At 72.6% G+C, this 26,168-nt stretch carries 23 protein-coding genes; 10 read left to right on the forward strand and 13 right to left on the reverse strand.

The window, feature by feature from the left end:
• Positions 1–21: 21 nt before the first annotated feature.
• Positions 22–1,470, forward strand: a complete 1,449-nt coding sequence (locus ABD292_RS26950; protein WP_344211984.1) for an MFS transporter — start codon at positions 22–24, stop codon at positions 1,468–1,470.
• A 71-nt stretch (positions 1,471–1,541) separates the two neighbouring features.
• Here the strand turns inward: ABD292_RS26950 and ABD292_RS26955 are convergent, their stop codons facing one another.
• Genes ABD292_RS26955 through ABD292_RS26975 form a run of 5 tightly spaced genes read right to left on the reverse strand, consistent with a single transcriptional unit; the run spans position 1,542 to position 8,982 of the window.
• The gene (locus tag ABD292_RS26955) at positions 1,542–2,708 is read right to left on the reverse strand and encodes a VWA domain-containing protein (protein WP_344211986.1); all 1,167 of its coding nucleotides are present in this window, start codon (positions 2,706–2,708) and stop codon (positions 1,542–1,544) included.
• Positions 2,705–5,002, reverse strand: coding sequence for a DUF5682 family protein (locus tag ABD292_RS26960; RefSeq protein WP_344211988.1), 2,298 nt, complete (start codon positions 5,000–5,002; stop codon positions 2,705–2,707). Before ABD292_RS26960 ends, ABD292_RS26955 begins: the two co-directional genes overlap by 4 nt.
• Positions 4,999–6,063 carry an ATP-binding protein gene (locus tag ABD292_RS26965; protein WP_344211990.1) on the reverse strand — a complete coding sequence of 355 codons (1,065 nt, stop codon included), beginning with the start codon at positions 6,061–6,063 and terminating at the stop codon, positions 4,999–5,001. The genes ABD292_RS26960 and ABD292_RS26965 overlap by 4 nt, the downstream gene beginning before the upstream one ends.
• Positions 6,060–7,451, reverse strand: coding sequence for a DUF5691 domain-containing protein (locus ABD292_RS26970; protein WP_344211992.1), 1,392 nt, complete (start codon positions 7,449–7,451; stop codon positions 6,060–6,062). Before ABD292_RS26970 ends, ABD292_RS26965 begins: the two co-directional genes overlap by 4 nt.
• 40 nt (positions 7,452–7,491) lie before the next feature.
• Positions 7,492–8,982 (reverse strand): SWIM zinc finger family protein, encoded by a 1,491-nt coding sequence (locus ABD292_RS26975; RefSeq protein WP_344211994.1) that lies wholly within the window; start codon positions 8,980–8,982, stop codon positions 7,492–7,494.
• Between the two features lie 55 nt (positions 8,983–9,037).
• Here ABD292_RS26975 and ABD292_RS26980 point away from each other — a divergent pair, with 55 nt between their 5' ends.
• Positions 9,038–9,583, forward strand: a complete 546-nt coding sequence (locus ABD292_RS26980) for a cupin domain-containing protein (protein ID WP_344211996.1) — start codon at positions 9,038–9,040, stop codon at positions 9,581–9,583.
• A 26-nt stretch (positions 9,584–9,609) separates the two neighbouring features.
• Here the strand turns inward: ABD292_RS26980 and ABD292_RS26985 are convergent, their stop codons facing one another.
• Positions 9,610–10,524, reverse strand: coding sequence for a sigma-70 family RNA polymerase sigma factor (locus ABD292_RS26985; protein ID WP_344211998.1), 915 nt, complete (start codon positions 10,522–10,524; stop codon positions 9,610–9,612).
• Between the two features lie 118 nt (positions 10,525–10,642).
• Here ABD292_RS26985 and ABD292_RS26990 point away from each other — a divergent pair, with 118 nt between their 5' ends.
• Positions 10,643–11,317, forward strand: coding sequence for an HAD family hydrolase (locus ABD292_RS26990; RefSeq protein WP_344212000.1), 675 nt, complete (start codon positions 10,643–10,645; stop codon positions 11,315–11,317).
• Here the strand turns inward: ABD292_RS26990 and ABD292_RS26995 are convergent.
• The 3 genes from ABD292_RS26995 to ABD292_RS27005 form a co-directional block, all read right to left on the reverse strand.
• Positions 11,310–11,840 (reverse strand): DoxX family membrane protein, encoded by a 531-nt coding sequence (locus ABD292_RS26995; protein ID WP_344212002.1) that lies wholly within the window; start codon positions 11,838–11,840, stop codon positions 11,310–11,312. The two genes, ABD292_RS26990 and ABD292_RS26995, sit on opposite strands and share 8 nt — an antisense overlap.
• 108 nt (positions 11,841–11,948) lie before the next feature.
• A complete protein-coding gene (locus ABD292_RS27000) occupies positions 11,949–12,602 on the reverse strand; it encodes a CBS domain-containing protein (protein WP_344212004.1) in 654 nt (217 codons plus the stop codon).
• A gap of 85 nt (positions 12,603–12,687) precedes the next feature.
• Positions 12,688–13,539, reverse strand: coding sequence for a universal stress protein (locus ABD292_RS27005; protein ID WP_344212006.1), 852 nt, complete (start codon positions 13,537–13,539; stop codon positions 12,688–12,690).
• A gap of 170 nt (positions 13,540–13,709) precedes the next feature.
• Between ABD292_RS27005 and ABD292_RS27010 the strand changes: the two genes are divergently transcribed.
• Genes ABD292_RS27010 through ABD292_RS27025 form a run of 4 tightly spaced genes read left to right on the forward strand, consistent with a single transcriptional unit; the run spans position 13,710 to position 17,087 of the window.
• Complete coding sequence (locus tag ABD292_RS27010) at positions 13,710–14,309, forward strand: hypothetical protein (protein WP_344212008.1); 600 nt, start codon at positions 13,710–13,712, stop codon at positions 14,307–14,309.
• Positions 14,306–14,575, forward strand: coding sequence for a DUF1876 domain-containing protein (locus ABD292_RS27015; protein WP_344212010.1), 270 nt, complete (start codon positions 14,306–14,308; stop codon positions 14,573–14,575). The genes ABD292_RS27010 and ABD292_RS27015 overlap by 4 nt, the downstream gene beginning before the upstream one ends.
• A 54-nt stretch (positions 14,576–14,629) precedes the next feature.
• A complete protein-coding gene (locus ABD292_RS27020; RefSeq protein WP_344212012.1) occupies positions 14,630–15,502 on the forward strand; it encodes a UTP--glucose-1-phosphate uridylyltransferase in 873 nt (290 codons plus the stop codon).
• A 31-nt stretch (positions 15,503–15,533) separates the two neighbouring features.
• Positions 15,534–17,087, forward strand: a complete 1,554-nt coding sequence (locus ABD292_RS27025) for an aldehyde dehydrogenase family protein (protein ID WP_344212014.1) — start codon at positions 15,534–15,536, stop codon at positions 17,085–17,087.
• A gap of 52 nt (positions 17,088–17,139) precedes the next feature.
• Here ABD292_RS27025 and glnII read toward each other — a convergent pair whose 3' ends face one another.
• Entirely contained in the window at positions 17,140–18,159 is a 1,020-nt protein-coding gene (gene glnII / locus ABD292_RS27030; protein WP_344212016.1) for a glutamine synthetase, read from the reverse strand.
• 137 nt (positions 18,160–18,296) lie between these two features.
• Between glnII and ABD292_RS27035 the strand changes: the two genes are divergently transcribed.
• Positions 18,297–19,517, forward strand: a complete 1,221-nt coding sequence (locus ABD292_RS27035; RefSeq protein WP_344212018.1) for a TerC family protein — start codon at positions 18,297–18,299, stop codon at positions 19,515–19,517.
• Positions 19,518–19,547: 30 nt separating this feature from the next.
• On the opposite strand, the gene ABD292_RS27040 is transcribed toward ABD292_RS27035, so the two are convergent.
• On the reverse strand, positions 19,548–22,679 hold the full coding sequence (locus tag ABD292_RS27040; RefSeq protein WP_344212020.1) for an AAA family ATPase: 3,132 nt from the start codon (positions 22,677–22,679) through the stop codon (positions 19,548–19,550).
• Between the two features lie 10 nt (positions 22,680–22,689).
• Complete coding sequence (locus ABD292_RS27045; protein WP_344212022.1) at positions 22,690–23,367, reverse strand: LptM family lipoprotein; 678 nt, start codon at positions 23,365–23,367, stop codon at positions 22,690–22,692.
• 247 nt (positions 23,368–23,614) lie between these two features.
• Here ABD292_RS27045 and ABD292_RS27050 point away from each other — a divergent pair, with 247 nt between their 5' ends.
• Positions 23,615–23,950, forward strand: coding sequence for a carboxymuconolactone decarboxylase family protein (locus ABD292_RS27050; protein ID WP_344212024.1), 336 nt, complete (start codon positions 23,615–23,617; stop codon positions 23,948–23,950).
• Positions 23,951–23,967: 17 nt separating this feature from the next.
• Complete coding sequence (locus tag ABD292_RS27055) at positions 23,968–24,717, forward strand: SDR family NAD(P)-dependent oxidoreductase (RefSeq protein ID WP_344212026.1); 750 nt, start codon at positions 23,968–23,970, stop codon at positions 24,715–24,717.
• A 105-nt stretch (positions 24,718–24,822) separates the two neighbouring features.
• On the opposite strand, the gene ABD292_RS27060 is transcribed toward ABD292_RS27055, so the two are convergent.
• A complete protein-coding gene (locus tag ABD292_RS27060) occupies positions 24,823–26,037 on the reverse strand; it encodes an ABC transporter ATP-binding protein (RefSeq protein WP_329574150.1) in 1,215 nt (404 codons plus the stop codon).
• Positions 26,038–26,168: the final 131 nt, after the last annotated feature.

Below are 26,168 nucleotides of genomic sequence, written 5' to 3' on the forward strand. Positions count from 1 at the left end.
CATCCGTCAGGAGTTACCAAGATGACCGTCACCGCCTCCCAGGAGACAGGCGAGGCCCAGGGCTACCGGTGGCGATGGGTCGCGCTCTTCGTGATCCTCGCCGCCGAGGTAATGGACCTGCTCGACGCCCTGGTCACCACCATCGCCGCCCCCACGATCCAGCGCGACCTGGGCGGGAGCGACAGCCTCGTGCAGTGGCTCGGCGCCGGCTACACGCTCGCCATGGCCGTCGGCCTCATCACCGGCGGCCGGCTCGGCGACCTCTACGGCCGCAAGCGCATGTTCCTCATCGGCGCCTTCGGCTTCACCGCGGCCTCGCTGCTGTGCGGCATCGCCGTCAGCCCCGAGATGCTGATCGCCGCACGGGTGCTGCAGGGCCTGTTCGGCGCCGTGATGCTGCCCCAAGGGCTGGGCCTGATCAAGGAGATGTTCCCGCCGCACGAGATGGGCAAGGCGTTCGGCATGTTCGGGCCGGTCATGACCATCTCGTCGGTCGGCGGCCCGGTGCTGGCCGGCTGGCTCGTCGACGCCGACTTCTTCGGCACCGGCTGGCGCATGATCTTCCTGATCAACCTGCCGCTCGGCCTCGCCGCCGCGCTCGCCGGGATCCGCTTCCTGCCCGAGTTCCGCCTGTCCAACGCCACCCGGCTCGACCTCGGCGGCGTCGGGCTGGTCTCGCTCGCCGCGCTGCTGCTCGTCTACCCGCTCATCCAGGGGCGCGAGCAGGGCTGGCCCTGGTGGACGTTCGCGTCCATGGCCGCCTCGATCGTGGTCTTCGCCGTGTTCGCCCGGTACGAGACCCGCCGCGCCGCCTCCGGCAAGGACCCGCTGGTCGTCCCCGGCCTGTTCCGCAAGCGCGCCTTCACCGGCGGGCTCGTCGCCGGGCTCGCCTTCTTCACCGGCATGATGGGCATCGGCCTGGTCTTCGCCCTCTACACCCAGATGGGGCTCGGCTTCTCCCCGCTCAAGGCGGGCCTCGCCGGGCTGCCGCAGGCCGTCGGCGGCGTGGTCGGCTTCGGCCTGGCGATGTCCGGGCTGCAGGAGAAGCTCGGGCGCGGGCTGCTGCAGATCGGCGCGACCGTGATGGGGGCAGGGGCGGCCGTGCTCGCGCTCACCATCCACTTCGCCGGGCTCGACGTCACCGTCTGGCAGCTCGCCCCCGGCCTCGGCCTCGTCGGCATCGGCATGGGGCTCACCATGGCGCCGTTCTTCGACATCGTGCTCGCCGGTGTCGAGCCGCACGAGTCCGGCTCGGCGTCCGGGACGCTGACCGCCGTGCAGCAGCTCGGCGGCGCGCTCGGCAGCGCCCTGCTGGGGACGCTGTTCTTCAACCTGCTCGCCGACCAGTGGGGGTTCGGCGCCTCGATGGAGGTCACGGTGTGGGTCGAGGTCGGGCTGCTGGTGCTGACGTTCGCGCTGTCGTTCCTGCTGCCGCGGCACGCCCGCCCCGACCAGGAATCCGCCCACTGAGCCCCGTCGGCCATGAGGACGGCAGGGCGGACGGCAGGACGGGCGGCAGGGCGGGCGGCAGGGCTGTGGGATCAGGCTCCGAAGGTGTGCTCCGCCCAGCGGCCGATGTCGCGGCGCTCGATCGCCGCCGCCATCAGCCCGGGAAAGGCGTCGGGGGTGCAGGCGAACGCCGGCACCCCCATCGCGGCCAGCGCGGCGGCGTTCTCGTGGTCGTAGAAGGGCGCCCCCTCGTCGGACAGCGCCAGCAGCACGATCACCTGGACGCCGGCCTCCTTCATCGCCGCCACCCGGCGCAGCATCTCCTGCCGGACGCCGCCCTCGTACAGGTCGCTGACCAGGACGAAGATCGAGTCAGCCGGACGGGTGATGAGGCCCTGGCAGTAGGCGACGGCCCGGTTGATGTCGGTGCCGCCGCCGAGCTGGGTGCCGAACAGCAGCTCCACCGGGTCGTGCAACTGGTCCGTGAGGTCCACCACCGCCGTGTCGAACACCACGAGCGACGTCCGCAACGACCTCATCGAGGCCAGCACCGCCCCGAACACGCTTGAGTACACCACCGACGCCGCCATCGACCCGCTCTGGTCGACGCACAGCACGACCTCCCGCTGCACCGCCCGCCTGCGCCGGGCGTAGCCGACCAGCCGGGACGGGACCACCGTGTTGCGGTCGGGCAGGTAGTGCTTGAGGTTCGCCCGGATCGTACGGTCCCAGTCGATGTCGGCCGTCCGCTTCGGTCGGTGCGTGCGCGCCGAGCGGTCGAGCGCGCCCGCCACCGCCGCCCGCGTCCGCTGCGCCAGCCGGCGCTCCAGCTCCGCCACCACCGTGCGGACCACCGCCCGCGCCGACTCCCTGGCCTGGTCGGGCATCACCTTGTTGAGCGCGAGCAGGGTGCCGACCAGGTGCACGTCGGGCTCCACGGCCTCCAGCATCTCCGGCTCCAGCAGGAGCCTGGTGAGGTTGAGCCGCTCGATCGCGTCCTTCTGCATCACCTGGACGACCGTGGCGGGGAAGTAGGTCCGGATGTCGCCGAGCCAGCGCGCCACGCGCGGGGCCGACGCCCCCAGCCCGCCCTCCCTGCCGCCGCCGCCGGTCCCGGCGCCGCCGCCCTCGCCGTGGTCGTAGACGGCGGCGAGGGCGGCGTCCATGTGGGCGTCGTCCCCCTGCAGCCCGAACCCGACCCCGTCGGCGTCGCCGCCTCCCAGCACCAGCCGCCAGCGCCGCATCCGCTCGTCGTTCATCGTTCCCCCTCGGTGGTGCGGGCGGGTGTGCGGCCGATGATCGACAGGACGGTGGCGACGGCGCCGGCCGCGCGGCGGTCGTCCAGGTCGTGGGCGTCGTCCCGGTCCCGTTCGCGTCCCGCCGAACGCAGGCGCTCGCCGATCGAACGGCGCTCGGGGGCGGCGAACGCGCCGAACGTACGGCGCAGCAGCGGCAGCACGTCGGTGAACTGGTCGCCGGACAGCCCGGTGAGCCAGCCGTCCACCAGGGAGAGCAGCCGAGGGTCGTGCACCAGCAGCAGGCCTCCCCCGCTCAGGAAACCCTCCACCCAGGATGCGGCCCGCGCCGGCGCCTGTCCGCGGGACATGGCCCGGGACATGCGGTCGCCGGCGTCGTCGAGCTCGCCGCAGTCGAGGAGGATCCGGGTGAGCCGGCCTTCGATGAGGCCGTGCAGATCCTGCCGGTCGCTGAGCCCACGCAACGTCGCCAGCCAACGTTCCCGCTCCCGTCCCCCCTCGGGCCGCTCGACGGGCTCCGCATGTTCCGTCCCGTCCACGTGTTCGGTGAGGAGGGCGACGGCGGCGTGGACGGCGTCGATGTGTTTGAGCAGGTCGGCCGCGGCGTCGTCGTCCAGGCCGGTCACGGCGACCGGCAGCCCGATCCTGATCCGGTCCAGCATCGAACGGACGATCACCGCCAGCCCCTCGGCCGGAGTGCCGCGTACGTCGCCGTACCGGTGGGCGCGGACCATCGCGGGCAGTGCCGCCATGAGGTGCGTGACGTCGGTGTCCAGGGCGGCCCGCGCCGACAGTGCGGCAAGCACGGCGGGCAGCGCGTCCGGCAGGTCGGCCAGCAGGCAGTGCTCGACCAGCGCCGTCAGCTCCGCCAGCGCCGCCGAGCCGCCTCCGGCGCGGTCGGCGGCCCGCCGCGTGGCCGCCGCCGCGACGGTGGTGCCGAGCGCGGCGTGCTCGATGAGCGCGAGATCGTGCTCCGGCCGCCACCGCAGGGTCCACGTCTCGCGGAAGGTGCCCTTGCCGCGCGCCTGCCCCGGCGTGCCCCAGCCCACCTCCAGCAGCCGCAGCCGGTGCAGCAGGTGGCTGCGTTCGAGGTCGAGGGGCTTGCGCAGGTCGAGGTCGAGCTCGCGGTCGAGCGCCTCGGGCCGCAGCCGCAGTCGCCGTTGCTGGTCGCGCAGGTCGCGCTGGAGCGGCACCATCGGCACGCCGTCCGGTACGCGGCCGAGCCGGTCGCCGACGACCAGCCGCCGCTGGATCAGCTCCACCGCCAGGTCGTCGCCCTCGCACAGGACCGCTCGTGCCGCCTCGGTGACCTCGCTCAGCCCGGCCAGGGGCCGGCCGCGGAGCGCGGCCAGGCTCTCGGCGAGCCGTACGGACTCGATGACGTGCGCGGACGACACCGCGAGCCCTTCGCCGCGCAGCACCCCGGCCGCCTCGGCCAGCCACCGCTCCACCGGGTGGTCGGGCACGGTGAAAAGGTGGTGGTACCAGCCCGGCGAGGTGACGCCCGCGCCGTAGCCACTCCAGGAGGCGAGCCGGCCGTACGTCCACGGCACCCAGGTCAGCTCCACCTTCACCTTGGGCAGGCCGCGCAGCAGCGCGTTGTCGGCCGCGGCGGACGGCTGCGGGCCGGTGAGCGCGGGCACGTGCCAGGCGCCGCAGACGACCGCGACGCGGGTGTGGCCCTGTTTGAGCGCGGCACGGACGGTCCTGCGCATGTGGGCCTCGCGCCTGGCCTCCCGCTCGTCCGGCACGTGACCCTCGCGTACGGCGGCCATGGCCTCGGCGATCACCTCGAACCAGGGCGCCGGCGCTTCGGCGGTGGGGCCGGGCCGGTGCTCGACGACGTCCTCCCACCAGCGTTCCGGGTCGTCGTAGCCGGCCGCGGCGGCCAGTGTGCCGATGGGGTCGGCCGGTCGTGCGGCGGGCGGCTGGTCCTCGCCGCCTCGCGGGTCCTCGGCCAGGGTGTGCGCGGCCGGCAGGTCGCAGAAGCGCACCGGTACGCCGGCCGACACCCCGTACAGGATCGCCTGCCACTCCGGCGAGAACCCGGCGAACGGCCAGAACGCCGCACGCGACGGCGCCCCCGGCACGTGCGCCAGCAGCGCGACGGGCGGGTCGAGACCAGGGGCGAGGCGGACGAGCGCGTCGGCCTCGGGCGGCCCCTCGATGAGGATCGCGTCGGGACGCAGGCGTTCGAGCTCGGCGCGGACGGCCCTGGCCGAGCCCGGCCCGTGGTGGCGCACGCCGAGCACCGTCACGCGCGCCTCCCCCACCACCAGCGCTCCGGACGTGGTCATGTGGCCTCGCGGCAGGCTCGGTAGAAGTCGCGCCAGTCGGAGCGCTCGCGGACCACGGTCTCCAGGTATTCGCGCCACACCACCCGGTCGGACACCGGCTCCTGCACCACGGCCCCGACGATGCCCGCGGCGACGTCGGCCGGGCGCAGGACGCCGTCGCCGAAGTGGGCGGCGAGCGCGATGCCGCTGGTCAGCACGGAGATGGCCTCGGCCGTGGACAGCGTGCCGCTCGGCGACTTGAGCTTGGTGCGCCCGTCCTCGGTGACGCCCATGCGCAGCTCGCGGAAGACCGTCACCACCCGCCGGATCTCCTCCAGCCCCGTGGCCGTCTCCGGCAGCTCCAGCGAGCGCCCGAGCTGGGCGACGCGCCGGGCGACGATGTCGACCTCCTCCTCGGCGGTCGCCGGCACCGGCAGCACCACGGTGTTGAAGCGGCGGCGCAGGGCGCTGGACAGCTCGTTGACGCCGCGGTCGCGGTCGTTGGCGGTGGCGATGACGTTGAAGCCGCGTTCGGCCTGCACCTCGCGGTTGAGCTCGGGGATCGGCAGCGTCTTCTCCGAGAGCACGGTGATCAGCGCGTCCTGGACGTCGGACGGCATGCGGGTCAGCTCCTCGACCCTGGCGATGCGTCCCTCGGCCATGGCCCGCATGACGGGCGACGGGGTGAGCGCGTCGAGCGAGGGGCCCTCGGCGAGGAGGCGGGCGTAGTTCCAGCCGTAGCGTACGGCCTCCTCGGCGGTGCCGGCCGTGCCCTGCACGAGCAGCGTGGAGTCGCCGCTGACGGCGGCGGCGAGATGCTCCGACAGCCACGTCTTGGCGGTGCCGGGCACGCCGAGCAGCAGCAGCGCGCGGTCGGTGGCGAGCGTGGCGACGGCGACCTCGACGATGCGGCGGGGGCCGATGTACTTGGGGGTGACGCGGTCGCCGTCGCCCAGCACGTAGGTGGTGACCGCCCACGGCGACAGCCGCCAGCCCGGCGGCCGTGGCCGGTCGTCGTCCTTGGCGAGGAGGGCGAGCTCCTCGGCGTACTGGTCTTCCGCGTGCGGGCGCAGAACGGTCATGGGTGCTCCTTCGTCGGTCTCATGACCGGGGCGCTGTCGGACATCTCGGGCAACAACTCCTTGTGCAGGTCGGCGCGGAACCGCAGCAGGGCCGCGACCTGCTGGATCGGCTCGACCGGCGAATAGCTCTCGGCCAGCGGGAACAGCGTGGGGTCGATGTGCTCGCCGGCCAGCTTGACCAGCTCGCCGAGGTTCCACGGCTGTGTGGCCGACACCTTGACGATCTTGTGGAGGACGGCCGTGGCCAGCTCCTCCTTCCACGGGGACGACACGCCGCCGAGCACCATGATGAGCTGACTGTCGGGTTCGTGGCCGCGTACGAAACCGGCCGCCAGGTCCTGCTGCTCCTGCGGCGGCAGCGACACCAGCAGGTCGGCGATCGGGTCCCAGCCGAACATCGCCCGCGCCCACGCGGGGTCGCGCTGGAGCACGGCGGCGCGTACCCAGGCGGTCCTGACCTCGGCGTCCCAGTCAGGAACGCGCATGGCCAGCAGCCGCTCGGGCGGGTGGCCCCATGCCGCGAGAGGGGCGCGGGAGATGAGCTGCTGGAGCCACCAGGCGCGCTCGCCGAGGCCGCGCGGGGGCTTCGGACGGATGCCGTCGCGTTCCATCGCCTTGTCGCACGCCTCGGGGGCCTCGATGACGATGACGTCGCCGGTGACGGTGACACACGACCGCAGCCGCTCGGCCATCCGCCGCGCCATGCGGGAGGCGGGGAGGCGGGTGAGGAGGTTGGCGGCGGTCTGGCGTACTTCGCGGCGGCGGTCGTCGAGCGCGGCCTCCAGGAACGGCTCGTCGGCCATGCTCAGCCCGTCGGCCAGCAGCGCGACGAACTCGGCCCGGTCGTCCGGGGTCTCGCGCTCCCACGTGCTCTCCAGCAGCAGCCTCGCCTCGCCGGGGTCGGCCGCGCGCAGCGCCCGTAGGTGGGCGCGGCGGTCGGCGGGGCCGCCGAGCTCCCAGGTCTCGCCCGTGGGCTCGGCCAGCAGGTAGGCCCACGCCGGGTTGAGCGCGGCCAGCCACCTGCCGCGCCGCCCGGCCAGCACGCCGAGGTGCGCCCGGATGGAGCCGTCGCGCCGGCCGCGGTCGAGCAGGTCGGGCAGCATGCGCGGGGGGACGCGGCGGCCGGTCGCCGCCGCGGCGGCCAGCCACTCGGGCAGCAGCCGCTCGTGCTCGCCGCCCAGGATGCGGGCCAGGCGCTCGGCCGCCTGCCGTCCGACGGCCGGGCGGTCCTCGGCGGGCGCGGGGTCCGGAGGCGCGAGCGGGCCGAGGCGCCGCCCCGCCCGCAGGCGCGCCACCTCTACGGCCGCGTCCTCCAGCAGCACACCGTGGTACGGCCGCCGATCGGTGCCCACGAGCGCCGCCGACGTCAACTCGTCCCACCGGCTCACCGAGCCCCCTCCCCCACTGCTCCCACTGGCCCTCGTACGCTCACAGGATCACCGCCGTGCCGTCGTCGTCCCAGGTGGTGAGGGGGCGCAGGCCCCGCGGCGTCCACTCGGCCGCCACCGTGAGCGGATGGCCGCCCGACACCGCAAGCAGTCGCCAGGGGTCGTGGGCGGCGGGGTGCAGCGGGAGCCCGCCGATCGCGGTCCGCTCGGGGACGACGTCCGTCAGCACCACCGGCCACGACTCCACCCACGGGTCCTCCGCCACGGCGCGGGCGACCTCCTCCAGCGCCTCCTCGGGCGGGCCGCCGGGCGGCGGGCCGGCGGCGGGGACGGTGCCGTGCCGGTCGGCGACCAGGGCCCGCAAGGGGGCCGCGCCGGGGTAGAAGGCGACGTCGGCGTCGAGGGTGACGCCCGTGACCAGGGAGGCGTCCAGCGGCTGGCCCTGCGGCGCGAACGACAGCACCAGCGCGGCCCGCCCGCTCCGTCGCCCGCGCAGCCACACGCGGCGTGCGGTCAGGCGGTCCTGCACCTCGTCGCGGCGGCCCAGGATGTCCCAGTGGTCGCGGAGGGCCGGGCCGGCCAGCACCTCCTCCCGCGTGACGGGGAATCCGGCGCGGATGAGGACGGTACGGGCCAGCGGAGCGGGCAGCTCGGCGCGCCGCCGGTAGGCGACGGCGAGCAGGTTGATCAGCGCGTACTCGGCCAGCAGCCGGCCCGGCCAGTCGTCGCCCGCCCGCACCTGGGCCAGCCGAGACACCATGCCCGCGACGCCGGGGGCCTGCGCGTCGATGAGGCGTTTGGCCAGGCCGTCCCACTCGTGCTCGGCCGCTCCCGCGAGCCCCTGCCTGACCTGGTCAGCCAGCCACCGCTCCACCTCGGCCAGCCCCGCACCCACCCGCCCATGCCGCACCGACTCCGCCCCAGAGGGCTGCCGCGCCGGCCCCACCTCGACCCCATCGGCCGGCTGCTCGGTCCCTACCTCGGCCTGCCGCCCTGTCCCGGCTTCGGCGAGCTGCCGCTCCGACCCGACCTCCGCCTCGTCGGGGCGTCGCTCAGGCCCCGAGGCGGCCCCGGCGGCCTGCCGCCTCAGCGCCCCGTCAACCCGCTGCTCCGGCCCCAGTCGATCCTCGGCGGGCCAACGCTCCGGCGCCGGTTCGGGCCCGGTGGGGGGCTGCGCCGGAGATCGGGTGGAGGTTGCGCGGGCGGTGCGGGCGGTGAGCCACTCGGTGGCCCAGGCCGGGGCCTGGGTTCCCTCCGGGACGGCGTCGCCCGCCCACAGCAGCAGCAGCCCCAACGCGTGCTTGCAGGGGAACTTCCGGCTGGGGCAGGTGCAGCGGTAGGCGGGCCCGGTCAGGTCGACGCACGCCAGGTAGGGCGTGGCGCCGCTGCCGCGGCACGCGCCGTAGAGAAGCGCGCCGGCCACGCCGCGCACCTGCCATTTCCCGGGCGACGCCACGCCCTGGGCGGCCTTGCGGGAGGCGGCGTCGGGGGCGAGGGCGAGCACCTGATCACGGCTCCACCGTTCGATCACCCGTCGCAGACTAGCCACTCCGACCGACATTTCGCGGCCCCCTAGACTCGGCCGGGTGGAGCTCAAGACCTACCCCGACGGGCCGTCCGTCCACGTCGCCGACGAGGCCGCCGCGCTGGCCGCCGGCCTGCCCGGACAGCTCGTCCTCGACGGCACCCGCTTCCTGCGCAGGGACGTCACCGGCGCCCCGGTCGCATTCGTCGAGCGCCCGCCCGTGGCCGCCGCCCTGGACCTTCTCCCCCACCCGGAGGGCGGGTGGTTCAGGGAGACCTGGCGTACGGGGGTGACGTTCGAGCCGCCCGGCTACGCCGGTCCCCGCGCCACCGCGACCGGCATCTACTTCCTGCTCAACCCGGGCGAGGAGTCCGTGCCGCACGTGGTGAAGTCGGACGAGGTCTGGCTGTGGCACCGGGGCGGGCCGCTGGAGCTGACGATCGGCGAGCGCACGGTCGTCCTGGGGCCGCGGGTCGAGGACGGCGAGGTCCCGCAGGCCGTCGTCCCCGGCGGCGTCACGCAGTCGGCCCGGCCGGCGGCCGGCGAGCCGGTGCTGGTGAGCTGCGTCGTCTCGCCGGGCTTCGACTTCGCCGACTTCACGGCCTGACGCCGCCGAGGCCCGGACGCGCCGATTCAGCCGATCCAGGCCGTCAGGCCCGCCCTCGTGCCGCGCCGGCACAGGCGGGCCAGCGACTCGCGTTCGAGCTGGCGCACCCAGTGCGGGGTCACGCCCATCCGGTCGGCGATCTGGCGGGGGGTGTGCTCGTCCTGGCCGTCCAGGCCGTAGCGCATCCGTACGATCATCGCCTGGCGCGGCGCCAGCCCGGCCACCAGCGCCGTCAGCACGTCCTTCAGCGCCTCCCGCTCGGCGCTCTCCACGGGCGCCGGTCCGCCGGGGTCCTCGACGAGGTCGCCGGGCGCCAGGTCGAGGCTGACGCAGCCCTGGGAGATCCGCCGCAGCAGGACGAGCCTGGCCGGCTTCTCGCCGAGGTGGGCGGCCAGCTCGTCCTCGGTGGGGGTGCGGCCGAGGCGCTGCGCGACGGCGCTCTCGGCCCGCGCCAGCCTGCCGAGCTCGTCCTGGACGCCGATCGGCAGCCGCACGGTGTGCGCGTACTCCAGTCCTTGCTGGATGTACTTGCGGATCCACCAGGTGGCGCAGGTGGCGAAGCGGTGGCCGCGGGTGTGGTCGAAGCGTTCGACGGCCTCCATGAGGCCCAGGTTGCCGTCCTGGACGACGTCGGCCCAGGACATGCCGCGGTAGGCGTACCGCTTGGCGACGGAGACCACGAGGCGCAGGTTCGCCCGGATGAGGTGCTCCCGCGCGGCCCGGCCGTCGGCCGCCAGCTCCTCCAGGCCGGGCCGCGCGTCGCCGGCGGCGAGCAGGCGGGCGGCGGACCTGCCGGCCGCGACGCGCCCGGCCAGCGCGACCTCCTCCTCGGCGGTCAGCAGCGGCGTGCCGCCGATGCGGGCCAGGTAGTCGCCGAGCCGGTCGGCCTGCGGCCCGGTGTCGTGTGCCGTACGGGAGCCGTCGGACCCCACCATGCTCATCACAGCCTCCTGATCACTCCGGCTCCCATGACATCGCCGGGGCGGGCGGCGGGCCCAGCGGCGAAAGTCCTTTTCGTGAGGGACCTCCGGGCATGTACGCGGCCGTAGGCTGGCGGGCATGGCGCCGCTCGTGCTCTTCGACCTGGACCGGACCCTTCTCGACCTGGACACGGCGGTGGCCGGATGGGCCGCCGAGCTGGCGGAGGAGCGGAAGCTCGGGCCGGAGGCGGCCGGGCTGATCACGGCGCTGGACGCCGAGGCGGGTGCGGACCGGGCGCGGTTCTTCGCGGGGGTGCGGCGGCGGTTCGGGCTGCCCGAGCCGGCGGCCGAGCTGTGGGAGGCGTTCCGGCGGCGGCTGCCGTCCCTGGTGGACTGCTATCCGGGGGTCCGCGAGGCGCTGGCGGAGCTGCGCGCCGACGGCTGGCGGGTGGGGATCGCCACGAACGGCTCGGGCGAGCGCCAGCTCGCCAAGATCCGGCGGACGGGGCTGGACACGCTGATCGACGGTTACGCGATCTCCGGGGCGGAGGGCGTGCACAAACCGGCGGCGGAGCTGTTCGCGATCGCGGCCCGGCGCTGCGGGGCGGACCTGGCGGCCGGGGGCTGGATGGTGGGCGACGACCCGGTCACGGACGTCGCGGGCGCGAGGGCGGCCGGGCTGCGCAGCGTGTGGATCGACCACGGCGTCCGGCCGGTGGACGCGAACGTGGCCGACCATGTGGTCGGCCACGTTCTGGCGGGTGTGTCCGTTCTGCGGGAAGCCGGCGCCGGGGCGGGCGGTCCGGCTACCTGAGCCACGCGTTCTCGCGGACGATGCGCAGGTTGCCGAGGCCGAGGGTGGCGCCGGCGTCGGCGAGGGCCAGGCCGGCGAGGACGATCGCGTAGATGAGGTGCTCGTCCATGAACGGGTTCGTGGTAAGGGGCAGCTCGGCCGCCCACATGAGCACCAGCATCACGGTCCCGGCGACGGCGGCGATCCGGGTGCCGACCCCGAGGACGAGCGCGGCGCCGACGCCGAGGAGGCCGAGCATGAACAGCCAGTCCACCCAGACCTGTCCGGCCAGCGGGGTGAACAGGCCGCCGAGGGCGTTCTCGCCGGTGCCCTTGAGGAAGCCGGTGGTGGGGCTGCCGCCGTTGATCCAGGCCTTGGCCGCCGGGGTGGCGAAGCCCCAGCCGAAGGTCTTGTCCAGGAAGGCCCACAGGAAGACCCAGCCGAGGGCGACGCGGGCGGCGGCCCAGACGTAGTCCACGGGGCGGCGTGCGCTTTCGGTGGCGACGTGGCCCGGGGTGGCGTGCTTGCTGGCGGTGGCGGTCATGACGGCGTCCTTTCGTGGAGATCGCGTCGATTTCCGGTATCTCAAGGACATCGCTTCACCTGGTTTTGACGCAGAGCCGTACGACCCGCCTGGCGGGGCCTTTGGTCCTCAACCCGGCGGCATGGCCACGAGGTCGTCCACGGCGCAGCGCACGTCCGCGACCACGTCGATGACGCCCTCCACCGCGCGCAGCCGCTCCACGAGCGCGATCACCTGCGAGCGCCGTTCGGCCTCGCCCGCGACGCGCACCACGCCCCGGTCGATCTCGATCGTGTACGCCCCCCGCTCGGGCAGCACGGCCCGCACGTCGGCCGCCAGCTCCTCGCCCGGCCGGGTGAAGACGCGCAGCACGTCCCGCTGGTGGAGGGTGCCGACGATCCTGCCGGTGTCCGGGTCGACCACGGGGAGCTGCTTGATGCGCCTGTCGTGCATCAGCCGGGCCGCCACCCGCACCGGGTCGCGGGGCGTGACGGTGATCGCCGGCGAGGTCATGAGCCGGGCGGCCGTGACCGCCGCCGCCTTCTCGTGCTCCGCCCGCTGCCGGTGCGACTCGTACATCGAGACGCTGTGGCGCACCTGGTCGGTCTCCTTCATGAGGAGATCGTCCGCGGTGACCACGCCCACGGGACGCCGCTCGGCGTCGATGACGGTGACGGCCCCGACCGCGAACCGCCGCATCGCGGCCACGATGTCGGCGAACGACGCGTCCTGCCTGACGGCGATGGCCACCCGTCCCATGAGGTCCTTGACTTCGATGGTCATGCTCTTCCCACCTCGCTTTCCCCACCCACGCTCCGCTACCCGCGGGCGTGCCCGTCACCGGCGAACGTCCCGTGCCGGTGGTGGCTTAAGTCCTCTGCGCGGGGACGTCCGCTCCCGGAGCCCGTACGACGGCGACGGTGCAGCGGGCGTGGTGCAGGACGCCCCGGCTGACCGAGCCGAGCACCGCCGCGCCGAACGGCCCGCGCCCGTGGGAGCCGACCACCACCAGGTCGGCCTCGGCGGAGGCCGCGGTGAGCGCGTCCACCGGGTGGGCGAACCTGACGGCCTCCTCGACCTCCAGGTGCGGATAGCGCTCGCGGAAGGCCCGCAGCCGCTTCTGGACGACCCGGTGCCGGCCGGCGCGCACCTCGTCGAGGTCGCGGGCGATCTCCGGCGCGAAGGCGTGCACGACCTGGAGGGCGCTGCCGCGCAGGTCCGCCTGCTGGAAGGCGTAGGCGAGCGCGGGCTCCGACGTGGGCGAGTCGTCCACGCCGGCCACGATCCTGCCCTGCCGGGGCCGTCGTTCGCCGCGTACGACGACGGCGGGGCAGCGCGCCTGCCCGGCCACCTGCGCGCTGACGGAGCCGAGCAGCGTCCCGGCGAAGCCGCCGAGCCCCCGGCTGCCGAGCACGATCTCGCCGGCCCGCTCCGCCTGCTCGCGCAGCACGGCCACGGGCGAGCCCTCGAGGTCCCGCGTCGTCACCTCGACCGAGGGCTGCCGCTCGCGCGCCAGGGCGACGGCCTCGCGCAGCACCCGCTGCCCCTCGCGGACCAGCGTGTCGGCGCCCCCTGAACCGCCGGACCTGTCCACCTGGTACGGCGAGCGGTCCACCGCGTGCACGATCCGCAGCGGCAGGTGAGCGCGGAAGGCGTCCGCGGCCGCCCAGTCCACCGCCGCCCGCGCGGTCATCGATCCGTCCACACCCACCACGATCATGATGGCCTCCTCTCGTCCTTCCATCGCAGCGCGCGGGCGGGCGCAGGGCGCAGGGCCGGAGGTCCATCAGGCGGGGGCCGAAGGACCCTCCGCACGCCCACCCGAACGTCCGCCCCGCCACCGCCCTTCGGCACTGGCCGCCGTCAAGGGGCAGAACGGACACTGAAGACATGAGAGGTTTCTCCAACCCCCGGCCGTTCTGGTGGGCGGCCGTGCCGGTCGCGTACCTGCTGCTCGTCCGTCCCCGGCTGCTGCGCTGGGGCGCGACCCGCGAGGAGGCCCGCGCGGCGCTGCCGGGCGACGAGCTGGTGACGTACCCGCACGTCGTCGCGACCCGCGCCGTCACGATCGAGGCGCCGCCGGAGGCGGTGTGGCCGTGGCTGGCGCAGGTGAGCGGCCCTGACCAGGGTTTCGCGCCGGAGCCGGGGAAGCTCGGGGTCGGCGACCTGTTGCCTGCCAAAGGCGGCGACGTGGGCTACCGGGTGACGCAGGCGGAGCCGGACCGGCTGCTGGTGCTGTCCATCCGCGCCTTCCACGTCACGCTGGCCTGGACGATCGCGCTGCGCGACCTCGGTGAGGGGCGCACGCGGCTGGTGTCGCGGCAGCGGATCCGCTGCCGCCCGGGCGTGCCGGGCCTCGTCTATCTGCTGCTGTCGCAGTCGGCCGACTTCCTCGCCGTACGCGGCCGGCTGGCCGCCGTGAAGACGCTGGCCGAACGCGAGTTCCGGCGGAGTTTCCTCGAGCCGCGGGTGGGCAGCCGGGTGCCATGAGAGCGAAAGAATGGAACGTACGCCTGGAGCTGACCGAGGACGGCGACGACACCTCGGCGCGGGCGGAACTGGTGACCGACGCCGGTGTCGAGGTGACGGGCCAGGGGCGGGCGCGACGCAACCCGTCGGACCCGTCGGTGCCGCTGATCGGCGACGAGCTGGCGGCCTCGCGGGCCCTCGCCGACCTCGCGGAACAGCTGGCGCTGACCACGCGGAAGGACATCGCGAGCTCGGCCGAGACGTCCGCACCGAACCGTTCGTGGTGATTTCGTCATGAAATGATCCCGGTGACGTGCCCACACCTCGCGAAGGAGACCCACGTGGTGCGCAAAGCCGTGATCCCGGTGGCCGGTCTGGGCACGAGGCTGCTGCCTCTGACCAAGGCGCTGCCGAAGGAGATGCTGCCGATCGGCGACAAGCCCGTCATCGAGCACACGATCAGGGAGCTGGTGGAGTCGGGCATCGACGACATCACCATCGTCACCTCCTCACGCAAGGAGCTGGTCCAGCGGCACTTCGCGCCCGACGCCGACCTGGAGGCGCAACTGGCCGCGGCCGGCAAGGACGAGCTGGCGGCGGCGATGGCCGAGCTGTCGTCGCTGGCCCACATCACGTACCTGTACCAGAACGGCCCCTACGGCAACGGCACGCCGGTGCTCAACGCCGCCCGCGTCATCGGCGACGAGCCGTTCATGGTGCTGTGGGCCGACGACGTGTTCGTGGCCGAGGTGCCGCGCGCCCGGCAGCTCAAGTCCGCCTACGAGGCGACGGGGGCCCCGGTGCTGGCCCTGATGCCGATGGCGGTCGAGGACGCCTCCCGCTACGGCGTCCCCGTGGTCGAGGAGGATCTCGGCGGCGGCCGGCTGCGCATCTCGGGGCTGGTGGAGAAGCCGCGCCCGGAGGAGGCCCCGTCCCGTTACGCCGCCATCGGCGGCTACGTCGTCACCCCGGGCGTGGTGGCGGAGCTGGAGACCGCCACCCGCCGCTGGCACGAGCACCCCGAGGGCGAGATCTACCTCACCGACGCCCTGCACCGCCACGCCGCCGCCGGCAACCCGGTCTACGGGCAGGTCATCGACGGCACCTGGTGGGACACCGGCACTCCGCTCAACTACCTCAAGGCGCAGTTCGCCGCCGCGCTCGCCGATCCCGCCTACGGGCCGGAGCTACGTAAATTGGCTCAGGAGGGCTAGCGTCTACCGCAACACTTACGGAGGAGGCCCGGTGAGCCGACAAATCATGTCCGTCGTGGGCGGCAAGGAGGCCGCGAGCACGGCCACGTACGACTCGACCAACCCGGCCAGGCCGGCCGAGGTCGTGGCGCGGGTCGGCCTGGCGGACGCCGCCACGTTCGCCGCCGCCTGCCGCACCGCGGCGGAGGCGCAGCGCGAGTGGGCGAAGGTGCCGGCGCCGGTGCGCGGCCGGGTGATCGCCTCGATCGGGCGGCTGGTGGAGGCCAACGCCGAGGCGCTGGCCCGGCTGGTGACCGAGGAGATCGGCAAGCCGTACGCGGAGGCGCTGGGCGAGGTCCGCGAGATCGTCGACACGTGTGACTTCTTCCTGGGCGAGGGCCGCCGGCTGTACGGCCAGACGGTGCCGTCGGAGATGCCGGACAAGAACCTGTTCACCTTCCGCAACCCGGTCGGCGTGGCGGCGGTCGTCACGGCGGGCAACTTCCCGGTGGCCGTCCCCTCGTGGTATCTCGTCCCGGCCCTGCTGTGCGGCAACGCGGTGGTGTGGAAGCCCGCCGAGTACGCCGCCGCCTCCGCCCACGCCATGTTCCAGCTCTTCACCGCGGCCGGCCTGCCCGACGGCGTGCTCAACGTGCTCTTCGCGGACGGCGCGGAGACGTTCGCGGGCCTGGAGCGGGCGCTCGGGGAGGGCACCGTGCACAAGGTGGGCTTCACCGGCTCCAGCGAGGTCGGGCGGCGCGTCGGCGAGCTGACCGGCCGGCACCTGCAGTCGGCCTGCCTGGAGCTGGGCGGCAAGAACCCCATGGTGATCATGCCGGACGCCGACCTCGACCTCGCCGCCGAGGGCGCGCTGTTCTCCGGCTTCGGCACCGCGGGCCAGCGCTGCACCAGCCTCGGCACGGCGATCGTGCACGAGAGCGTCCACGACGCGTTCGTCGAGCGGCTGGTGCGGGCGCTGGCGGCCGCCACCGTCGGCGACCCCACCGGTGACGTGCTGGCCGGGCCGCTGCTCGACCGCAAGTTCGCCGACCGCTACGAGGAATACCTCACCTGGATCCAGCCGCACCACACGGTGGTGTCGGGGCCGGTGGGGCGCATCACGAAGGACAACCCGCGCGGCGGCTTCGACGGCGGCGAGGGCCTCTACTACCACCCGGTGGTCGTTGACGGCGTACGTCCCGGCGACCGGCTGTTCATGGAGGAGACGTTCGGCCCGATCGTGGGCGTCACGACCTTCGCCACCCTGGACGAGGCCGTCGAGCTGGCCAACCTGCCCGGCTACGGCCTGTCCAGCTCGATCTACACGAGCGACGCGCGCAGCGCCTTCCGCTTCCGCGAGGGCGTCTCGGCCGGCATGGTCAGCGTCAACAACTCCACCTCCGGGGCCGAGGCGCACCTGCCGTTCGGCGGCAACGGCAAGTCGGGCAACGGCAGCCGTCAGTCGGGCATGTGGGTGCTCGACCAGTTCACCCGCTGGCAGGCGATGAACTGGGACCACTCGGGCCGGCTGCAGAAGGCGCAGATGGACGTCGCGGAGATCGTCCCCGACCTGGACTTCCGGCTCGCCGAGACCCGCCTGCCCTGAGCGCGCGAAAAGGGGGCTCCCGCCCGGCGGGAGCCCCCTTTCACGTCTGGGATCAGACCTGGCCGGCCTTCTCCAGCGCCGCGCAGCAGGTGTTCACCAGCAGGCGGGTGACCACGTACGGGTCGACGTTGGCGTTGGGGCGGCGGTCCTCGATGTAGCCCTTCCTGTCCACCTCGACCTGCCACGGGATGCGCACCGAGGCGCCGCGGTCGGAGACGCCGTAGGTGTACTTGTTCCAGGGGGCGGTCTCGTGGTGGCCGGTGAGGCGGAGCTCGATGTCGGCGCCGTACTGGCGCACGTGCTCCATCGGCTTGTCGCCCTCGCCGAGCGCCTCGCAGGCGGTGATGATGGCGTCGTAGCCCTCACGCATGGCCTTGGTCGAGAAGTTGGTGTGGGCGCCGGCGCCGTTCCAGTCGCCGCGGGCGGGCTTGGCGTCGAGGGTGGCCTCCACGCCGAACTCCTCGGCGGTCCGGTAGAGCAGGTAGCGGGCGACCCACAGGTGGTCGGCGACCTCGACCGGACCCGCCGGGCCGACCTGGAACTCCCACTGGCCGGGCATGACCTCGGCGTTGATGCCGGAGATCTTCAGGCCGGCGGCCAGGCAGCGGTCGAGGTGCAGCTCGACGATCTCGCGGCCGAACACGGCCTCGGCGCCCACGCCGCAGTAGTAGTGGCCCTGCGGGGCGGGGAAACCGCCCTCGGGGAAGCCGAGCGGGCGGCTGCCCTTGAAGAAGGTGTACTCCTGCTCGATGCCGAACCAGGACTCCTGGTCGGCGAACTGCTCGGCGATCGGACGCAGCAGGGCGCGGGTGTTGCTGGCGTGCGGCTCGCCGTTGATCTCCTCGACCTCGCACAGCACGAGCTTGGCGTCGCCGCCGCGGATCGGGTCGGGACAGGTGAAGACCGGGCGGAGCACGCGGTCGGACGCGTGGCCCTGGGCCTGGTTGGTGCTGGAGCCGTCGAAGCCCCACACCGGCGGCTCGACCCCGTCAGCCACGATCTTGGTCTTCGAGCGCAGCAGGGCGGTCGGCTCGGTGCCGTCGATCCAGATGTACTCAGCCTTGTAGCTCACGGTGGTCCCTTTCACGTCTCTTCCAGCCACGCCGAGTCTTGCGGACGGCCGTTTCCCGCTTTTTGCCCGAATGTGAACGCCGTGTTAAGGCGCAGGCAGCCTCACGGGAAGGTCACGGGAGGCATAACCAGCGGAAGGTGGGACAGACGTTACTCATGAGCGTCTCGCCGCTGGTCTGGGGTCTCACGATCGCCGGGATCGTCGCGCTGCTGCTGTTCGACTTCTTCTTCCACGTGCGCAAGGCGCACATCCCCACGCTGCGCGAGGCGTCGCTCTGGTCGGCCCTGTACGTCGGCATCGCCCTCGTCTTCGGCGCCGGCGTGTGGTTCTTCGGCGGCTCCGACCCCGGCGCCGAGTACTTCGCCGGTTACGTGACGGAGAAGGCGCTGTCGGTCGACAACCTCTTCGTCTTCCTCGTCATCATGTCGAGCTTCAAGGTGCCGCGCGCCGACCAGCAGAAGGCGCTGCTGTTCGGCATCGTGTTCTCGCTCGTCGCGCGGACGCTGTTCATCCTGCTGGGCGCGGCCCTGATCAACACCTTCGCCTGGGTGTTCTACCTGTTCGGCCTGATCCTGCTGCTCACCGCGGGCAACCTGCTCAAGCCCGAGAGCGAGGAGAGCCACTCCCCCGACAACCTCATGGTGCGCCTGGCCCGCCGGGTCTTCCCCGCGACGGACGCCTACGACGGCGACCGGCTGTTCACCGTCAAGGACGGCCGGCGGGTCATGACGCCGATGCTGCTGGTGATGATCGCCATCGGCGGCACCGACATCCTGTTCGCGCTCGACTCGATCCCCGCGATCTTCGGCCTCACCCAGAACGTCTACATCGTCTTCACCGCCACCGCGTTCTCGCTGCTGGGGCTGCGCCAGCTCTACTTCCTCATCGACGACCTGCTCGACCGGCTGATCTACCTGGCCTACGGCCTGGCCGTCATCCTGGGCTTCATCGGGGTCAAGCTGATCCTGCACGCGCTGCACGAGAACAACGTGCCGTTCATCAACGACGGCGAGCCCGTGCCGGTCGTCGAGATCAGCACCGGCCTGTCCCTGATAGTGATCATCTCCGTCCTGCTGATCACCGTGGTCGCCTCGCTGGCCAGCCCGAAGGGCCGGGCGCAGAGCACCGTCTCGGCCGCGCGCCGCTACACCCAGGAGTACCTGGAGGTCGAGCACGACCCGAAGCGGCGGGCGGAGCTGTTCGCGAAGGTGTGCGCCAAGGAGCGGGACCTGCGGGAGCTGCCGGAGAAGTACCGCAGGCGCATCCGCGAGGAGGACAAGCTGCTGGCGCTGCTGCGCCGGGTCCACGAGGAGCACGACCGGCACCAGGAACGCGAGGAGCGCGACCGGAGCCGCTGAAGGCTCCGGCCGCGCTCCTCGGGCCCGGGGTCAGGTACGGCCGTCGCGCCCGTTGCCGTTCCCGTTGCCGTCGTAGCCGAGCAGCCGCAGCGCGGTGTCCGGGTCCATGGCGGCGGCGAGGAGCTGGGCCCGCGCGTGCGCCTCGTCGCGCTCTCGCTCGGCCTTCGCCTGGGCCGCGCGGACGCCCTTGACCGCGACCAGCGCGAGCCCGCCGCCCACGATGACCGCGACGATCACCACGAACAGCACCAGCAGCAGCCCTGGAGAGGCGATCCCGGGGGAACCGGCGGCGTTGAGCAGGTCGCCGCCCGCGCCCGTCACGGCCAGCGCGGCGATGACGGACAGCACGACCAGGCCGAGCAGGCTGGCGACGACCAGCCACACCCTGCCCGCGGCCCGGCGTCCCCGCGAGGGCCCCGGCACGGTGGCCGCCGGCCCGACCACCACCGGCGCCGCCGGCGCGGGCGTCGGCGGCGGCTGCTCGGCCGCCCACGGCACGAACTCCGGCCGCTCGACGCCCTCCCCCAGGGCTGCGGGAGGTGGGGTCGGGGGCGGCAGGATCACCCCCGGGGGCGGCCCGGCGACCGCCGGCGCGCCGGCGCCATGCGGGCCTGCGCCATGCGGGCCTGCGCCATGCGGGCCTGCGCCATGCGGGCCTGTGCTATGCGGGCCAGCCCCATGCGAGCCGGAGGGCACACCCGGCGCACCAGGGGGCGTGGGGGCGGGGGGCGGGGGTCCGATCTGGACGGCCGTCGCGACGGTGCCCCCCGCGTGGGCCGCCGCCGGGACGGGCGCGCGGGCCGGGCCCGGCAGCTCGCGCTCGACCCGGCTGTGCTCCCGGTGCGCCCGCGCCGCCTCCGCGTGGTACTCCTCCAGCTCCTCGTAGAGCGTGTCGGAGGCGTAGACGGTGCCGTCGACGAGCGGCCCCGGCTCGCGCCGGATGATCGCCACGACGTCGTCGCCGTTGAGCGTCTTGTGCGTCTCCAGCGCGTGCGCCACGCAGAGCACCTCCCTGCGGTGCTCGCGCAGCAGCTCCTCGGTCCGCTCCAGCAGCCGTACCAGGTTGAACTCGATCCGCTCCCCCAGCACGTCGGGGGTGAGGTCGGGCTCGCGCCTGGCCGGCTCCCTGTCGGTGATGCCGATGCCGCCGCCCCCGCCGGCCGGGCGCTTGCGCACGGCCTTGCCGCCCAGGATCTCCAGCTCCTGGAGCGCGGGCAGCGAGGTGACGCCCGACCCCATGCCCCAGTACGACTCCATCATGGCCGTCAGGTAGGTCGCCGAGAACAGGTCGCCGGAGACGCCGGAGGAGTTGTCCTCGCCGAAGAACATGCGCTCGCCGGCCAGCGACGCCAGCGACACCATGATGTCGGCCTCGTGCTCGGACTTCCACCGGGTGAACTGGTCCTCGGGCTTGATCGAGGCGACCATGCCGAGGTAGTCGGCGCCCTTCTCGATGGTGGCGATGTCGATCTCCAGGTGGAACCTGGTCGCGTACGCCACCACGGCATGACAGGCCTCGTGCACGGCGACGGCGTGCCGCTCGCGCTCGATGTACTCGACGTCCTCGGGCGGGCCGAGCTGCTTGAGCCGCTTGGCGCGCAGCACGTCGGACCAGGTGATGATCTCCCTGCCGTCGCGGATGGCGGTGATCAGGGACTCGTTGACCAGGTCCTTGATCGTGGCGCCCGTCGCGTACGGGGTGATGGTGGCGAGCTTGTCGATCTGCTCCGGGGTGAGCTCGTGCCAGACCTTGTCGAAGTAGCCCTGGTAGGTGCGCACCCGCCCGGCCTTGGACGGATAGCCGACCTTGTAGATGCGGTCGATACGGCCGGGCCGCAGCAGCGCCTCGTCGAGCGCGTCGGGCCGGTTGGTGGCCATCATGACGAGGATGCGGTATTTGGGCGGCGGCTTGGGCCGCATGCCGAGCAGCCGGCGGACGAACCGGTTGACGAAGCCGCGCGGTTTCTTGAGCCCGGACAGCTCGGTGAGCAGCGCCTGGAGGGTGCCGGGGTCGCCGCCGCCCATCATGCCGCCGCCCATCATGAAGCGCTCGCGCCCGCCGGGCTCGTCGCGCTCCTCGCGCCGGGAGCGGAAGGTGAGCATCTGCCGGGTCGGCTCCGACAGGTAGCCGAAGCCGTGGCAGCCGTGCGCGTCCGTCATCGCGGAGAAGCCGCCGCCGGGCACGTTGGGGCCCTGCTGGGCGAGCCGGCCGCGCTTGCCGAGCGAGTCGGCCTCGTCGAAGAAGACGATGACGCCGCCGTAGCGGAGCGCCAGCTTGCGCAGCTTCCTGAACAGCGTCTTGACCTTGAGGATGCCGATGCCCATGAACATGTTCGTGAACGCGCCCGGGTCCACGAACACGTACGGCTTGCCGGTCTCGCCGGCCACGGCCTCGGCCATGAGGGTCTTGCCGGTGCCGGGCGGGCCCCACAGCAGCAGGCCGCTCGGGACGTACCCGCCGCGCCGCTCGATCTCGTCGGGCCGTTCCAGGAAGACGATGTTCTCGCGGACCCGCTCCACCACGTGGTCCTGCCCCCACACGTCGTCGAAGCGGGTCTTGATGTCGTCGGGGAAGTACGTCTCGACGCCGCCGCGCGACAGGAACCAGAACAGGCCGACGAACTGGATGATGACGAAGAAGAACAGGAAGACGATCTGGAGGAAGAACGGCAGCGCCTGCCAGATCAGCGCGGGCGCCTGCAGCAGCGCGGTGAACGGGCTGACGCCCAGCACCGCCCCCAGCACCAGGGCGGCCAGCGCGATCAGAAAGGCGATCTTGAGCGCGCGGGAGAGCCGGTAGCGGGTCCAGTCGTCGAAACGCCGGTGCGCCCACCGTTCGAAGCCGCCGAAGACCCCCTGGCTCCAGAAGCGGTGGTAGCCGGACCAGTGCTCGCTGACGAGGAAGTGCAGCTGACGCACGGACTCGATGCCCAGCAGCCAGAAGATCCACGGGTATTTCCTGGCGATCTCCCGCATGCCGTCGATGAAGGGCATGATGCCCGTGAAGTCGACCGTCTCCTTCCACGCCAGGACGAGAAAGGCGAGCACCAGGGCGAGGAGGAACTTGCTCCGGTCCCAGAACTGCATCTTCTTCCTGGTCGCGGATTCGGGATCGGAGGGCCCGCTGCCGGGTGCGCGCAGCCCTTCAAGGTGATTGGTCAATGGTGCTCCCTCATCCAGGCAGCCGGAGCAGCTTGAAGGAACTCGCGATCCTGTCGAACTCGTCGGCGCGCTGCCGGTAGCAGGTCGTCTGGCAGGCGATGAGCATGACGGAGACCGTGTCGCCCTTCGCGCCGAGGATGGCGGTGTGGTCGAAGGTCTGGACGTCCCCGCCGATCTGGTAGTTGAACCGCACCCGTACGCCCTTGGCGCCGTCGTCGAGGCTCAGGACCTGGTCGTCGAGGAGCTCGAAGTTCCTGAAGACCGGCGGCTGCCCGGTGGCGGCGGCCTGCTGCGCGTAGAGCTCGCGCACCTGCTCGGTGACCGGGAGCACGAAGTCGCGCAGCCGGTTGAGCGAGATGCCGTCGCGCTGCTCCTCGGTGAGCTGGTGCACGGTGGCGTAGACGAAGGGGTCCTTGGAGCCCAGCAGATGGTCGACCGAGGGGTCGGCCGACTGGTCGAAGGCCGTCGACCAGACCCGCTGGGCGCGCACTGCCGCCGCCGCCGAGCCCGGGTGGTCGCCCGACAGATACTGCTCGATGGGGTTGGCGTCGAGTTGCTTGAACGAGGACGGCACCTTGAAGTATGTCGTCCCGTCGCGGTCACGGACGTAGGTGAACTCCGGCTGCCCGCAGGCGGACAGCAAGGTCACCGTCACCATGAGCGCGATCAAAGCCCGTGTCTTGGTCACCAGGGCTTACCTCCGGTTTACGGACCGACGGAGTTGTTGTGCCCGCTTTGCAGAGGGAATGAGCCCGCGACGGAATGAGAAATCTTGACCAAATCTTGCCCGGCTCTTGGCTCGATTTGTTACAGATCCGCCCGAGAGGCGGAGTCTCCGGTGACGTCGGGGTCACTACAACGTTCATGCAACCCCCATTGGTTCAATCCAGGAAGTAGCGAAAGATATGAGGATCCCTATCGACCCGGAGCTCGTGATGACGGAACCCGCAATGCAGATCGTCGACTCCTTCGGCATGATGGCCGAGCGCCGGTTCGCCGACGTGTGGGCGAGGACCGTCCTGCCGGTCAGGGAGCGAAGGATGCTCCTCCTCGGACTGCTCGTCGGCCAGGGTCTGGACGATCAGGTGGAGATCCATCTGGACGCCGCGCTCCGCACCGGCGAGCTCACCGAGACAGAGCTGCGCGAGGTGGTCGTGTTCCTGTCCCACTACGCCGGCTGGGCGCGGGGAGCGCGCCTCAACGACCAGGTGGAGAGCCTGATCGAACGCGCCGGCCGGCCCCGCTCCGGTGCCGCGGGGCACGCGGGGTAGGCGTTAGGGTTGCGGGCATGCCCACCGCTCTGATCACCGGCGCCACCGCGGGCCTCGGCGCCGCCTTCGCCCGCCGCCTGGCCGCCGAGTCCTTCTCGCTCGTCCTGGTCGCCCGTGACGAGGCCCGCCTCACCGAGACCGCCGGCCAGCTCAAGCTGAGGTACGGCGTGAGCGTCGAGGTGCTGCCCGCCGACCTGACGACGGAGGAGGGCCTGGCGGCGGTCGAGTCGCGCGTCCGCGACGGCGTCGACCTGCTGGTCAACAACGCCGGTTTCGGCAACCGCGGCCATTTCCCCGAGGTGCCGGTCGCCGACGAGGTGCGCATGCTGCGGCTGCACTGCGAGGCGGTGCTGCGGCTCACCCTGGCCGCGCTGCCCGGCATGCGCGAGCGCGACCGGGGCGCGATCGTCAACGTCGCGTCGGTGGCGGCGTTCTTCACGCGGGGCACCTACAGCGCGTCCAAGGCGTGGGTGGTCAACTTCAGCGAGTCGGCCGCGAACGAGGTCGGCAACCCGCGCATCAAGATCATGGCGCTCTGCCCGGGGTTCGTGCGCACCGAGTTCCACCAGCGGGCCGGCATGGACACCAACGGCATCCCGGGCTTCCTGTGGCTCAGGGCCGACGACGTGGTCCGCGAGGGGCTGCGCGACCTGGCGCTGGGCAAGCGGGTGTCCGTGCCCGACCCGCGCTACAAGGCGATCGTGGCGGTCGGCCGGCTGGTGCCGCGCGGCCTGCAGCGCTACGTCTCCTCCCGCATCGGCCGCTGACGGCTCCGCATGAGAACGGGCCCCCGCCGCGGGAGGGGGGCGCGGTGGGGGCCCAACGGCCGTGAGCGGAGCTCACGGCCGGGATTCAGGAGACGGGAAGCCCGCTCAGCGGTTGGCCTCGTGGCCGATGGACAGGCCGGAGGTCGTGTCGAAGAAGTGCAGGTTGTGCGTGTCGACGACCAGGTCGAGGCTCTGGCCGGAGCGCGCGTGGCTGCGGGCGTTGACGCGGGCGGTCCACAGCGACTTGTCGCCCGCCAGCGGCAGCGTCGCCTCCTCGTCGTCACCGGTGTCGGCGGCGGCGACGGTGTCCTTGTGCTCGACCGGCGGGGCGTCGATGAGGAACAGCACGTTGATCTCGGAGCCCAGCTCCTCGGTGACCTCCACGCGGACCGGCAGGGTGGCCCAGCCGTTGGCGTGGTTGCCGGCCGAGTTCGCGTCCTCGAAGTCGGACGGGCGGATGCCGAGGATGATCTTCTTGCCGACGTACTGGTCGAGGCCCGGCTTGTCGGTGAAGGTGGAGTCGGGGATGGGCAGCTTGTAGCCGGCGAAGGCCACGGCGGCGCCGCCCTCGTCGCGGACCAGCTCGGCGGTGACGAAGTTCATCGCCGGGGAGCCCATGAAGCCCGCCACGAACAGGTTGACCGGCTTGTCGAACAGGTTCTGCGGGGTGTCGACCTGCTGGAGGATGCCGTCGCGCAGCACGCAGACGCGGTCGCCGAGGGTCATGGCCTCGACCTGGTCGTGGGTGACGTACACGGTGGTGACGCCGAGGCGCTCGTGCATCTGGTTGAGCGAGGCGCGCATCGAGACGCGCAGCTTGGCGTCGAGGTTGGACAGCGGCTCGTCCATGAGGAAGGCCTGCGGCTCACGCACGATCGCGCGGCCCATGGCGACACGCTGGCGCTGACCACCGGAGAGGGCGGCCGGCTTGCGCTTGAGGTACTGCTCCAGGCCGAGCATCTTGGCGGCCTCGTTGACGCGCTTCTGGATCTCCGGCTTAGGCATCTTGCGCAGCTTGAGACCGAAGGCGAGGTTCTCCTCGACGGTCATGTGCGGGTAGAGCGCGTAGTTCTGGAAGACCATCGCGATGTCGCGGTCCTTCGGCGGCAGGTGGTTGACCACCTTCTCGCCGATGGAGATCTCGCCCCCGCTGATGTCCTCAAGGCCGGCGATCATCCGGAGCGCGGTCGACTTACCGCAACCGGACGGGCCGACCAGCACCATGAACTCGCCGTCCTTGATCTCAAGGTTGAGTCCGTTCACGGCCTTCACGCCACCGGCGTAGATCTTGTCGACGTTGCTCAGAACGATGGATGCCATGACAGTCCTTCGTGCTCCAGGGCGCGTTGAAGCCCGGATTGGTAGCGTGTCCCCACGTACGTGGATACGTTTTCAAACATCTCACCGGAAAGGGTGATCCGTGTCAAGAGTTCCCGTGTGACCAGGCGTTG

It is taken from the genome of Nonomuraea bangladeshensis (assembly GCF_039529455.1).
Classification (GTDB): domain Bacteria; phylum Actinomycetota; class Actinomycetes; order Streptosporangiales; family Streptosporangiaceae; genus Nonomuraea; species Nonomuraea bangladeshensis.